Raw genomic sequence first — 12,582 nt, 5'->3', positions numbered from 1 at the left:
CGCTTTAGCCAACCACTCCGCCGAAGGCCACACCGATTCCAAAGGTGATGAGTGCGCCGCCGGCGACCAGCCGGACCACGGAGCGAGCGGCGTTGGTGCCCGCCAGCCGCGCAGATACGTAGCCGGTGACGGCCAGTGCGATAAGCGTGACGATGGCGACGGTGGCACCCGCCGCCGATTCCGGCGCGACAAGCACCGCGAGCAACGGAAGCGCGGCACCGGCAAGGAAGGATACCGCCGACCAGAAGGCTGCGTGCCAGGGGTTGGTGAGGTCCTCGCCGTCGATGCCCATTTCTAGCCGCAGGTGTGCCTCGAGCAGGCGCTCCTCGGCCGCAATTTCCCGGGCCGCGGTGTCGGCGGTCTGGGCTCCCATGCCGTAGCTCGACAGCATGGATACCAGCTCTTCGTGCTCCTGCGCGGGGAGCTCATTCAGTTCCCGGGTTTCCTTGTCGATGAGCTTGCGTTCGGAATCTCGCTGTGCAGACACCGACACGTACTCACCTAATGCCATGGAGGCCGCGCCCGATACGGTGGCAGCGAGACCGGCTGTGGCAATCGCGCTTGCCGACGCCCCAGAGCCCACCACTCCGAGTAGCAGCGCAGCGACTGAGACAATGCCGTCGTTGGCGCCGAGAACCCCCGCGCGCAGCGAATTCAGCCGCGCGTTATTCGATACGAGGTGGGGCTCGTTAGCGTGTTGAGCGGTGGCGGTCATGGTGCAAGCTCCTGGGGGACTGGGTAAGTACCTTCAGTATTGCCGCTGGTCAGAAGCTTGTAAAGGGTGCGTAGGCTTAGCTCACTGAAGCTTAGTGAGGCTCACTGAGGAAAGCTTTGGCTTCGCTGTGACGATTGGTACTAGTTAACTGTGCCCGTCCACTCGCCGCAGGGCTGACCGTCCACGTGCAGGGCCATAGTAAAGACCCGGTCATCGAGGTCGAAGTGTGCCTCGGGGACATGGATGGCCAACTCGTCGCTGGTGTACGTGTACGCATAGTCGACGGGATAGGAGTCACCCCGGGCGTTCTCGCCGAAGCCGGACATCTCCATGCTGGTGAGGTTCTCGCCCTCAAAGGAAGCGGTGAGCTCACGTTCGACGGTGTGCAGGGTAAAGACCGCATTGCGGTGATGGGGAAGGCCTCCGAGGAGCCAGTGGACGGTGACACCATCTGCCCGAACATCGAAGCTCACGCCCGCAAGACGGATTCCGGTGGAAGAAGAGCCTGGTTGAGTCATAACACCACCCACCCTACGCTCACTTACTCGAAGTTGAGGGCGTAATACTCGGGCTTAGTGAGGCGGAAAACACGTTCAAAGAGCCAACTAAAGAAGAGACCGAGGGCTAGCGGAACGGCGATGTAGACGATGGCGATAATCGTCACGTTGCCGGCGGTCCACCCCCACCCCTCGTAGTTCAACGCTGCGAGCGGGCCCATCAGGCCGGAAATACCAAAGCCCGCAGAAAGAGCGGTTCCGGAGATACCCAGCGCGCCGCCGATGCCGCCCACGATGGCCGCGGAGCACACTACGGGGAGGAAGGTAACCGGCCTGGAGAGCATATTTGCCATCTGCACCTTCGGGGAGCCCAAGACGTGCAGGATGGCCCCGGCGAAACCGTTGGCCCGCCAGCCGGCGCACAGAAGCGTGAAGCTTGCGGCCACAATCCCGAGGTTGGCCGTGCCGGATGCTATGCCTTCCATGAAGATGGCGGTGGCGATGCCGACGGTGGAAATGGGAGAGACAATCATGACGGCGAAGAGCGTGGCCAATACCACGCCCATGACGATGGGCTGCAGACTGGTCGCGCCGTTGACTAGGTCGCCCAACCAAATGGTTAGCATCTTGACCACGGGGAACGTGACGACCCAGCCGATGGAACCAGCCACTAGAGTGACGATGGTGGAGAGCAGCAAGATGGAGTAGCTCTTGAGGCGATCACCAATGACCAACAGGAGGGCGACGGCTATCGCTGCCGTTAGCCCGGAGTTGATGACCAGGCCCGTGCCTTTGAGGAAGAACCCGCCCTCCGGATTGACGGTGGCCACGCCAGATCCACAAAACGAGGCAATGCCCACGGCGGCGGTCTGGATGGGCGTCATCTTGAACTCGATGCCGACCAGGACGCCAATCATGACCGGTAGCAGGCTCGAGGCCAGCCCGGTGAGCGCGAGGACGGTAGACGCCCCAGACCAATAGGGAAGCAGCGCCTTGGCAAGCTCGCCGAGCAGAGCCTGCGGGACCAAGGACACTACCACGGCGATGGAAATGCCGTTGAGCACCTTCATGGTGAAGCTGCCGGGCGTGACGGCAGGGCGAGGGGCGATGTGCGGGTCGGAGGCGGACGTACTCATTCCCTCAGCATACGAATACTATGCGTAGAACGGAAAGTATTAGCTCGGAATGGTGGGCTTAATATTCAACGCGCAGGGCGGAAAGCCGAACCTCGCCGGCGGCATCCGAGGCATCCAAATCCACGGTTCCCACCAGCTGATAGGAGTTGTCGTCCTGGGGGTCCTTGAGGATCTGGCGCACCGTCCACGAGCGGGAGCGTGCGCCCTCGGATCCCTTGTCGACGAGGAAGTACTCGGGACCGCGCGCAGCCGGGCCGACGTCGATATCGTCGTAGTCCTCGAAGTAGGCGTCGAGAGCTTCACCAAAGTCCGGAACCTCGTCGAGGTAGTCCAGCAACTCGGCCAAACGGTCCTCCTTCTCCAAAGCGAACAATTGGGCCAAGCGGAAGAAGTAGTTGCGGACCATGATGCCGAAGGCGCGTTGGTTGGCAGTGAGCGCGGTCGGGTCTTCCACGCCAAAGGCCAGCTCGCGGTCCAAGTCCTTCTGGGAGATGGGGGAGTCCTCACCGGCCATCTCCGCCCATTCGTCGACCAGCGAGGAGTCCACCTGACGGATAAGCTCGCCGAGCCACACGATGATGTCCTCGAGCTCATCAGTCAGGTACTCGGCAGGAATGGACTGCTTCAGGGTGCGCCAGGCGTCCGTGAGGTAGCGCAGGATAACGCCCTCGGAGCGCGCTAGGCCGTAGGTAGCCACGAGGTCCGAAAACGTCATGGCGCTCTCCAGCATGTCGCGCACCACCGACTTAGGCCGCAGCTCGAAGTCCTTGGCCCATGGGTTGGTTTCGCAGAACGTGTCGTAGGCCTGGTCTAAAAGCTCCTCCAGCGGCTTGGGCCACGTGATGTCCTCCACGATGGCCATGCGCTCCGTGTAGTCCACGCCCTCGGCCTTGAGAGCTGCGATCTCCTCACCGCGGCGCTGCTTCTGCTGGGCGGTGAGTACCTGGCGCGGGTCATCGAGCACGGACTCGAAGACGGAGATGACGTCAAGAGCGTAGGTCTCGGACTCGGGATCGAGCAGCGTGAGGGCCGCCAACGCGAAGGGGCCGAGAGGCTGGTTGAGCGCGAAGTCACGCGGCATCTCGCGAACCACGTGGTAGGGGCGCCCGTAAATGTCGAGCCCCTTGGTGGATTTCTGCACCACGCCGGAGTTGAGCAGACCGCGGAACAGGCTCAGGGCGGTGAGGATGTCCTGATTCTGGCGGCTGCGGGTGTTGTGGCTGGTGCGCAGCAGGTGCTTCAAGTGCTCGTAGCCATTGCCGTGGCGGGCAAGCACGTTCAGCAGCATCGAGTTCGATACCCGGAACTGGGAGGTGAGCTGCTCCGGTTCGGCGTCGATAAGCCGGGCGTACGTCTTCTCCGACCACGACACCTCGCCCTCGCGCGCGGACTTCTTCTTCAGCTTCTTCAGGCGCGCCGGGTCATCGCCCACGCGGCGGCGGGCCTTGGCGTTCTCAATCTCGTGCTCCGGCGCCTCGACGACGACCGTGCCTTCCGTGTCGTAGCCGGCGCGCCCGGCGCGGCCCGCGATCTGGTGGAATTCGCGGGACTTGAGGATGCGCTGGCGGGTGCCGTCGTATTTGGCCAGGCCCGTCATAAGCACCGTGCGGATGGGCACGTTGATGCCCACGCCCAGGGTGTCCGTGCCGCAGATGATTTTGAGCAAACCCTTCTGCGCCAAGCGCTCCACCAAGCGGCGGTATTTAGGCAGCATGCCGGCGTGGTGCACGCCGATGCCCTTGCGCAGCAGCTTGGACAAGTCCTTGCCAAAGGTGGTGGTGAAGCGGAAGGGGCCGAGCTCGGCGGCGATAGCCTCTTTCTCCTCCGGGGTGATGATCTTCGACAGCGAGGTCAGCGCCTGGGCGCGCTCGGAGGCCTCGCGCTGGGAGAAGTGCACCACGTAGATGGGTGCCTTACCAGATTCGAGGAGCTCTTCGATGGTCTCGTGGACCGCGGAGAACACATAAGAGAAGTCCAGCGGCACCGGGCGCGTGGTGCCGGCGACAAGAGTTGTGGTGCGGCCGGTGCGCTCCGTGAGATCCTTCTCCAGCCACGCGGTATCACCCAGCGTGGCCGACATGAGGAGGAACTGCGCCTTGGGCAGCTCCAACAGCGGTACCTGCCAGGCCCAGCCGCGGTCCGGTTCCGAGTAGTAGTGGAATTCATCCATGACGACTTGGTCGATGGCGGCCTCAGCGCCATCGCGCAGCGCAATATTGGCCACAATCTCCGCCGTGGCGGCGATGATGGGGGCGGAGCCGTTGACAGTGGCATCTCCGGTCATCATGCCCACGTTTTCGGGGCCAAAAATCTCACACAGGGAGAAGAACTTCTCACTCACCAAAGCCTTGATGGGCGCGGTGTAGAAGCTGCGCTGCCCGCGGGCGAGCGCGATGAAGTGCGCGGCGTTGGCTACCATGGACTTACCGGAGCCGGTGGGCGTGGCAAGAATGACATTATCGCCAGCCAGGATGCCAAGGGAGGCCTCTTCTTGGGCCGGGTACAGAGAAATTCCGCGGCCGGAAGCCCACGATTGAAAGGTGTCCCAAATGGCCTCATCAACCATCGACTCGGGGACTTCGGCGAGATCGGGCAACATCTGAGAAAGGTTCACTCGTCCCACCTTAGGCGAAGACCCTACCGGCTAGACGTCATCCCCCATATCCTTGCCGGAATCCTCATCGTCCGAGTCGCCGTCCTTGCCAAAGTTGTCCTCGCGGTCATCGATGTCCTCAGAGAGGATCTCCGGATTCTCATCCAGCCCCGCGAGGAAGGCCTCGAAATCGGCGCCGATCTCCTCACCGGTGGGCATGTGCTCCTCACCCGGCATGATGGCCTGTGGGTGGCGCTTGCGGTAGCGCTCCATGTAGGCGTCGTACTGCTCTTCCAGCTGGTGGACCACACCGGCAATCTCGTCGGAGTCAGTAACCTGCTCCTCCAACTGCTGGTTGACCCGGTCAACGTCAGCTTCCAAGCTGCCCAGCGGGATGTTGAGGTCTACCGCGGAGGCCACCGAGTCCAAGAGATGCAGCGTGGCGGAGGGGTAGGGCGAGGATGCCAGGTAATGCGGCACATGTGCGGTGTAGCCGGCGACCTGGCGGCCCTTCTTGTCCAAGGCGCGCTCGAGGTACAGCGCGGCGGCGCCGGGGACCATCATCGTGGATTCGATGCGGACCATGGAGTTCAGCAGCTCAGGAGAGTTGCCGTGCGCGGTCACAACCGTGGGGCGGGTGTGCGGAACGGGCATGGGGGCGGCGTAGAGCATGATGGTGTTCTGAATATCGAACTTCTCCACCAAGTTGACCACGGCATCCGTGAACGCCTCCCAACGTAGGTCCGGTTCTGGGCCGGAAAGCAGCAGGAAGGGCTTGCCGGAGTTATCCCGCAGCACCTTGATGCCCAGATCCACGTTCTCAATCTCCACTGTGCGGTCATGATCAATGGTCACAGCAGGGCGGCGGGAGCGGTAGTCCACCAACTCATCATTGTTAAAGGATGCGAGCTGACGGTTCTCTAGTGCGGCCTTGAGATGATCGGCGCTGGCCTCCACTGCCTGTCCGGCGTCGGCGTAGCCGTTCATGGCGACGATCATGGTGGGGCCGCTGCCTTGGGTGGAATCGTCCTTGACCACTGGTGCGGGGTACTCCAGCTCATACATGCGGCGCTGTTCTTCCTGCATGGTGTGTGACTCCTCCTTATGTCCGGCTCTAGAATCGAGCGTACGGACTAAATCAATGTTCTGTGGCGTGCAACGCCTTGCGACGGCGCCGTATTCCCCTCCTACAGCCAATCGGGGCATGCTCACTGTTAATCGGTCAAGCATGCCACAATCCGGACAATTCCGCCATGCTTCTGCACACTGCGGTGTGGATAACACCGACAAAAGACGGGCCTCAGGGGAAGTTATCCACAGAAATCTCGTGCGCGCAGGTTTGACCCTAGCGCGCCGAATGGGCCCTGATTCAGGCTAGGGCCATGAACACAACCACACCGCACACTGAGTACACCCCGCCCATTACGACCCCCGGCCACCTGCTGGCCAACATCCCCGGCCTGCTGGGCTTCTATCCCAGCGAGTCCGTCCTCTTCCTCGCCATCGACACCACCCCGCGCGGTCCGGCTATGGGCCCGCTTGCCCGAGTCGACATTGACCAAGCTCAAGACGCCCTGCCCGATATTGCGGCGACGCTGACGGAACACGCCCGGGAAGGTGTCTTCGCCTTCGTGGTCTCCCACCGCCCACTGACTGAGTTGCGAGAGGTGGCCACGTGGCTCTACGGCCTCAATTACAGCCGCGACGGTGTGGACGTCGATGCCGCATGGCACGTTAACGAGATTTCCCAGGGCGAGCCCTATATCCTCCTCCACGGGGCCGTCAGTACGGATGGCAGCGGCCCCATGAAGAAATGGGTAGAGGGGGAAGTTCCGCCGCTGACTAGCGCGCCGACGATGCGCTCCTGCGTGGACCACAACGTTGTCCCAGAGCTCAGCAGAGAAGACTTCTTCGCGGTGTTTACGCGACGCAACCCGCACATAGACCAGCTGGAAGCGGAGGTCATGGCGCGCCAAGCCCGACACCATGCCACGGCGCTGCGCGCACGTGTGGCCGCTGCTGACCCACAGGAGCGCACAGTGTTGGTTGATGATTTTCTGGCAGACGCCCGCTGGCAGCTCACACGCGCCGCCAGCCCGGAAGAAGCGGAAGCGGATGCAGACCTGCTCGCCGCCTGCGCGGTGTGGTTGTCCACGACGTGGACCCGGGATCTGGTCGTAGCGGAATGCGCGGCGGCAGGGGATAAGGCGGCACACCTGTTGCTAGCCGCGGCCCGTACCTTTAGTGGAGAAATTCGGGCGAACGCGCTGACCCTCTTCGCGGTAGCGCAGCTGGAGCTGGACTGGGAGATCCTGGCCGGTCCAGCGCTCATGCTGGTGACTGAGGAGTTTCCCAGCCACCGTTTAGGCTCTTTGCTCTGCCAAGCCTATAGGCACGGGCTGCACGAGAGGATCCGGGATACCGTAGCCACCGGTGCCCGGGCCGCCTACGAGACCGCAGTAGGCGCTAACGATGTGCCGAATGAGCCCTCTCGCCGAGCTGCCGGGTGAAGTTCCACGCATCGGTGACGATGGTGGTGAGATCGGTGCGGCTGGGGGACCAGCCCAGCTCCTCCTTGATCCTTTCGGAGGATGCCACCAAGGTGGCGGGATCGCCGGCGCGCCGGGGAGCCAGTTCTGCCGGGATGGGGTGGCCGGTGACCTCACGGCACGTCTCGATGACCTGCTTGACGGAATAGCCGTCCCCGGAACCCAAGTTGTAGATGCGGTGTGTGCCCTCGGTGTTCGTGGTGAGCGCCAGAACGTGGGCGTCAGCGAGGTCCCGAATATGGATGTAGTCGCGCACCGCGGTGCCGTCGGCCGTGTCGTAATCGTCACCAAAGATGAAGATTTTGTCGCGGTGGCCAAGTGCTACCTGCAGCACCAGCGGGATGAGGTGGGTTTCGACTTCGCGGTTCTCACCAATGGTTCCGTAAGCACCCGCCACGTTGAAGTAGCGCAAAGACGTAGCCCCCAGGCCGTAGGCGGTGGCGTAAGAGGTGATCATGTAATCGATGGCCAGCTTCGACGCGCCGTAGGGGTTGGTGGGCTGGGTGGGCATCGCTTCCGTGATGGGTACCTCGGTGGGCTCACCGTAGGTGGCAGCAGTGGAGGAGAAGACGAGGTTCTTCACGCCGTGCTCGCGCATGGCTTCTAGCAGCGTCAGGGTCGTAACGACATTGTGCTGCCAGTAGTCAGCGGGGGATTCGACGGACTCACCCACCAGAGACCGGGCAGCGAAGTGCACCACGCCCTCGAAGCCGCCTTCGGACAAGACGGTGTGGGCGACATCCGCCACGTCGCCTTCGACCAGACGCGCCTCTTCCGGCACGGCTTCCCGGTTGCCCGTGGAAAAGTTATCAATAATCGTCACGTCGTGGCCGGCCTCAACGAGGACCGCGGCGCAGACGCTGCCGACATACCCGGCACCGCCGGTAACCAAAAGCTTCATTGTCTTACTTCACCTCTACTCGGATGGCGTGTGCCAGATCGTCGACGAGCTCCACTTTCTCGCCGCCGGGCGCACTGAGCGTAATTGAGCCATTATTGTTCACCACGGTGACCTCGGCGCCGACGTAGATGCCGGAGGAATGCAGAGCGTGGAACGTGGAGCTATCTGCCTGCAGCACCTCATTGATCTGAATGATGGTGGCAGGGGTCTCCTCTCCCTTAGGCAGATCGATGGCGCGGGTGCCCAGATCGACCTCGGACGGGGTGGCGCCGAGCTGCGCAAGGCCTGGGATGGGGTTGCCAAAGGGCGAGCGGGTGGAATCCTCCAAGACTGCCACGAGGCGCTTTTCCACCTCTTCGCTCATGACGTGCTCCCACCGGCAGGCCTCATCATGAACCTGGTGAATGTCCAACCCGAGCACGTCGGTAAGCAGGCGCTCCGCCAGTCGGTGCTTGCGCATGACGCTGGTGGCTAGCTCCCGGCCGTGCGGGGTGAGATCCAGGCTGCGGTCCGTGCGCACGTGGAGCAGGCCATCGCGCTCCATGCGGGCGACGGTCTGGGAGACCGTGGGGCCTGACTGCTCGAGACGCTCGGCAATACGGGCGCGCAGCGGCGTGATGCCCTCTTCTTCTAGCTCATAAATAGTTCGCAGATACATCTCGGTGGTATCGACTAGATCCCTCACGTGGGCATACCTTTCTGCGTCATCATGGCCCGGTGCGGCTGGGCGGGCATCGGCCCGACCTCGGAGCACTGCCGGCCGGGCCAGTATAGGTTCAAGCGCGGTAATGGCGTTTTATTAAGAGAATAACTTAAACAATAGCGTACTCGGCTGAGTTCGGACGGCAGGTTGAGCGCCCGAGCCGGGACGAGTGCAGCGAGCGCGCAAAAGCAAAGCCACCAAGAATCAACCTCCTGTGCCCGGCGGCTCAGTGACTCACGGGGCGGAAGGACTCTTGGTGGCAAGACCTGTGGCGTAACGCGCCAGTAGCGAACTACAGGGCGTATTCGCGCAGACGGTCCGCGCGGTTGCCGTCACGCAACTTGGCCATAACCTCGCGCTCGATCTGGCGCACGCGCTCGCGGGAGAGGCCGAACTTGCGGCCAATCTGGTCCAGAGTGCGCGGAACGCCATCGTCCAAGCCATAACGCAGGCGGATAACGTCCTGCTCTCGCTCCTCCAGGGAATCAATAACGGAGCGGATATCGGAGTGGCGCATGGAGGCGACTACTGCCGTTTCGGCGTCGGTAGCCTCGGCGTCCTCGATGAAGTCACCCAGCGGCGCTTCCTCATCGGTGCCCACCGGCATGTCCAGGGATACCGGGTCACGGGACTGGCGCAGCAGCATCTCAATCTTGGATTCCTCGATGCCGGACTCCTCCGAGAGCTCCTCATTCGTCGCCTCACGGCCCAGGGACTGGTACATCTCACGCTTGATGCGGGAGAGCTTGTTGACCTGCTCCACCAGGTGCACAGGCAGGCGGATGGTGCGGGACTGGTCAGCCATGCCGCGCGTGATGGCCTGGCGAATCCACCAGGTGGCGTAGGTGGAGAACTTAAAGCCCTTGGCGTAATCGAACTTCTCCATCGCGCGAATCAGACCCAGGTTGCCCTCCTGGATGAGATCCAGCAGAGGCATGCCGCGGCCGGTGTAGCGCTTGGCCAGGGACACCACGAGGCGGAGGTTGGCCTCCAGTAGGTGGGAGCGGGCCTTCTTGCCCTCGCGGGCCAGAATCTTCAGGTCGCGCTTCTCGGCGCGGGTCAGCTTAGCGGCGTTCGCCAGCTTGTACTCGGCATAGAGACCGACCTCGATGGCCTGCGCCAGCTCGACCTCGTCCTCGGCGCTCAACAGCGCCGTCTTGCCAATTCCGTTGAGGTATACGCGGACCAAATCCGCCGAAGGGTTGTCGTTGGTCTGGTTACGGCGTGAGCCGCGGTCAACTTCCTGTCCGTCCTCGTCCTGGGCGGTAGCAGCGCTAGCAGCGGATGATGTGGCCATCTCATGCCTCCTAAGTTGCGGCTTGGTACACCCCTTCTAACGGCATGCGGCGCCGCGAAGTTCCCGCCGCGGGAAAAGTGGCGGGTACCGGCCGTGTACTCGGCCCCTTTTGGGGGTATACGTCACACCTCAACGAGCACGGTAAAGGGACCTTCATTGACTGAAGCGACGCGCATCATCGCGCCGAAGCGCCCTTCCTCCACGTGAATGCCGCGCTCCCGCAGGCGCTGTGCCACGCCCTGGATGACAGGCTCGGCCGCCTCGCCGGGCGCTGCGTCCGACCACGAGGGGCGTCGCCCCTTGGCTGTGCGCCCATACAAGGTGAACTGGCTGACCAGAAGAACTGGGGCGTTCGCGTCCGAGACGCTGACCTCGCCGTCGAGGATGCGCAGCTCCGCGATCTTGCGCGCCATGGTGTCCATGCGCTGTGCACGCTCATGCTCTGGGGCTTCGGCGTCCTCGCGGGAGACTCCTACCAAGGCAAGGATGCCACCGGTGTCCGGGCACGTAATCGAGCCAACGACGGAATCGTCAACGGTCACGGAGGCTTCTGATACGCGGGTCAATACAGCACGCATTGGGGTGGAGGTCACGTCCTTTCGCGGAGCGGGAAATAAAGGGGAGAAGAGTCCTATTCGGTGGAGCTAAACGCCAGCAGCTGCTCCGGAATGAGCAGACCATGGCGGATGAGGTCCACGATTGCTGGGAGTGCGGCGCTGACCAGCTCGGCCTCGTCGAATCCTTGGGCGGTGGCGTAGAGCTCGATGGTTTCGCCGATGCTCAAGCCGTGCGGGTTGAGCCCAGCCACGATGGCGGCGAGGTGTTCGTCCACGTCGTGCTGCCAGCGCGGGCCGTCGGTGCGGGTAAGGCGCAGCGCCGCGCGCTCAAAGCCCATGCCCACTTCGGTATCGGCCAGCCCGACATCCTCGCGGGCCACGCCGGGGCGCACCTGCACGTGAGTGGTCTCCAGCTCGCCGGGGACAAGGCCACGCAACCAGGCCACGCGGGCGAAGTATTCCTCCACCTCGGGGCCCAACGGATCGATGTGGGGCTGCGCCATGGTTTCGGCCAGGATGTCGGACGGTTCGTCGTCGCCAATGCGCTGAATTGCCACAAATCCAAAGCCGATTCCGGTGACCCCATGGTCCCGGAAGTGCTCGAGCCACTGGCGGGAGCGCTCGATGCCTTCGGGGCTGCGCACGTCGATGGATTCGTCCTCCAACCACGTGGACACATAGTGTGCGGGGTCCACCACGTCGCGCTCGATGACCCACGCCGCCACGCCGGTATCCGGTAGCCACGACGCCACGCGCTGCTGCCAGGACTCCTCGCCGCGGTGCACCCAGGCCGCCAGCAGGTGCGCCGTGCCGCCCGGGTTCAGGTGCTCTGCTGCTTGCGAGATGACCAACTCGCTCGCCGCATCCAGGTTGAGCCCGGAGTCGCGGTAGACGTGGCCGACCTCCGGCAGGCCTACGACGAACGGTGGGTTGGCCACGATCCGGTCAAAGCGCTCGCCCGCTACCGGCTCGAACCAGGAGCCCTGGCGCAACTCCACGGTGTCGTCGGCACCCGCGGCTGCCACGGTGGCGCGCGCCAGCTCCAGGGCGCGCTCGTGCACGTCGGTGGCCACGATGCGCTCCGCGGAATCGAGTTGCCCCAATAGCTGTACGCCAGAACCAGTGCCCAGATCCAACACGGAGGACACCGGCGTCGTCGGAGTCGCGTGCAGCAACGACAGGCTGGCAGAGCCCACACCCAGCACGTGGTCGGGGCCCGGGACGTGGTCCACCAGGGACGCATCGACATCCGAAAACACCAGACGGTTGCGGCCCACGATGACGTGCGGACGGATATCGTAGGCCACGTAGACGGTGCCGTGGGCATCGGTCTGCACCACGCCGGCGTCGATGAGCTTTGCGGCCAAGCGCGCGCCCACGACGTCGGACAGCAGCGTGGCCGGCACATGCTCGTGCAGCAGGAAGATCCGAATGAGGTGATCGCGCGGCGTATCGCCGCTTGCCCCCAGTGCCACGGCTGCAGGCTCGCCGCGGTGGAGCGCGTCGGTGCATTCCGGGCCGAGGTGTCCGGCGATTCCGTCGGCGCTAAACCCAGCGGCGTCAAAGACCTCCGCCAGCTCCGCGGCGAGTTCACCGATGGGGTGCGTCGGGTCCATGGGCGGGCCGAAAGGAGA

Annotated in this window: 11 protein-coding genes; 1 reads left to right on the top strand and 10 read right to left on the bottom strand. The window is 63.5% G+C overall.

Translation table 11 applies throughout. The features are described 5' to 3' along the window. Positions 1-4 precede the first annotated feature (4 nt). The 5 genes from ACLI1P_RS07780 to ACLI1P_RS07760 form a co-directional block, all read right to left on the bottom strand. The gene (locus ACLI1P_RS07780; protein WP_411708488.1) at positions 5-715 is read right to left on the bottom strand and encodes a VIT1/CCC1 transporter family protein; all 711 of its coding nucleotides are present in this window, start codon (positions 713-715) and stop codon (positions 5-7) included. Positions 716-855: 140 nt separating this feature from the next. Further along, the gene (locus ACLI1P_RS07775; RefSeq protein ID WP_306506830.1) at positions 856-1,233 is read right to left on the bottom strand and encodes a hypothetical protein; all 378 of its coding nucleotides are present in this window, start codon (positions 1,231-1,233) and stop codon (positions 856-858) included. Positions 1,234-1,256: 23 nt separating this feature from the next. Continuing rightward, positions 1,257-2,282: a PTS transporter subunit IIC gene (locus tag ACLI1P_RS07770; protein WP_373692261.1), complete on the bottom strand. Its 1,026-nt coding sequence runs from the start codon at positions 2,280-2,282 to the stop codon at positions 1,257-1,259. A gap of 124 nt (positions 2,283-2,406) precedes the next feature. Beyond that, the gene (locus ACLI1P_RS07765; RefSeq protein WP_306506832.1) at positions 2,407-4,962 is read right to left on the bottom strand and encodes a DEAD/DEAH box helicase; all 2,556 of its coding nucleotides are present in this window, start codon (positions 4,960-4,962) and stop codon (positions 2,407-2,409) included. A 30-nt stretch (positions 4,963-4,992) separates the two neighbouring features. Next, the gene (locus ACLI1P_RS07760; protein ID WP_408930598.1) at positions 4,993-6,027 is read right to left on the bottom strand and encodes a PAC2 family protein; all 1,035 of its coding nucleotides are present in this window, start codon (positions 6,025-6,027) and stop codon (positions 4,993-4,995) included. 296 nt (positions 6,028-6,323) lie between these two features. On the opposite strand from ACLI1P_RS07760, the gene ACLI1P_RS07755 reads away from it, so the two are divergent. Next, the gene (locus ACLI1P_RS07755) at positions 6,324-7,451 is read left to right on the top strand and encodes a DUF4192 domain-containing protein (RefSeq protein ID WP_408930597.1); all 1,128 of its coding nucleotides are present in this window, start codon (positions 6,324-6,326) and stop codon (positions 7,449-7,451) included. Here ACLI1P_RS07755 and galE read toward each other — a convergent pair. The 5 genes from galE to ACLI1P_RS07730 all read right to left on the bottom strand — a co-directional run bounded on the left by galE (position 7,408) and on the right by ACLI1P_RS07730 (position 12,564). After that, on the bottom strand, positions 7,408-8,391 hold the full coding sequence (gene galE / locus ACLI1P_RS07750) for a UDP-glucose 4-epimerase GalE (RefSeq protein ID WP_408930596.1): 984 nt from the start codon (positions 8,389-8,391) through the stop codon (positions 7,408-7,410). The two genes, ACLI1P_RS07755 and galE, sit on opposite strands and share 44 nt — an antisense overlap. A 4-nt stretch (positions 8,392-8,395) precedes the next feature. Further along, the gene (locus ACLI1P_RS07745; protein WP_296130965.1) at positions 8,396-9,076 is read right to left on the bottom strand and encodes a metal-dependent transcriptional regulator; all 681 of its coding nucleotides are present in this window, start codon (positions 9,074-9,076) and stop codon (positions 8,396-8,398) included. 310 nt (positions 9,077-9,386) lie between these two features. Then, positions 9,387-10,391: a sigma-70 family RNA polymerase sigma factor gene (locus ACLI1P_RS07740; RefSeq protein ID WP_296130967.1), complete on the bottom strand. Its 1,005-nt coding sequence runs from the start codon at positions 10,389-10,391 to the stop codon at positions 9,387-9,389. Between the two features lie 122 nt (positions 10,392-10,513). After that, entirely contained in the window at positions 10,514-10,969 is a 456-nt protein-coding gene (dtd, locus tag ACLI1P_RS07735) for a D-aminoacyl-tRNA deacylase (RefSeq protein WP_411709707.1), read from the bottom strand. Positions 10,970-11,022: 53 nt separating this feature from the next. Continuing rightward, on the bottom strand, positions 11,023-12,564 hold the full coding sequence (locus ACLI1P_RS07730; protein ID WP_411709706.1) for a methyltransferase: 1,542 nt from the start codon (positions 12,562-12,564) through the stop codon (positions 11,023-11,025). Positions 12,565-12,582 lie beyond the last annotated feature (18 nt).

The organism is Corynebacterium tardum (genome assembly GCF_046717785.1).
Lineage (GTDB): Bacteria > Actinomycetota > Actinomycetes > Mycobacteriales > Mycobacteriaceae > Corynebacterium.
The sequence above is the reverse complement of the archived record's forward strand: the minus strand, read 5'-3'. Positions and strand labels throughout refer to the sequence as shown.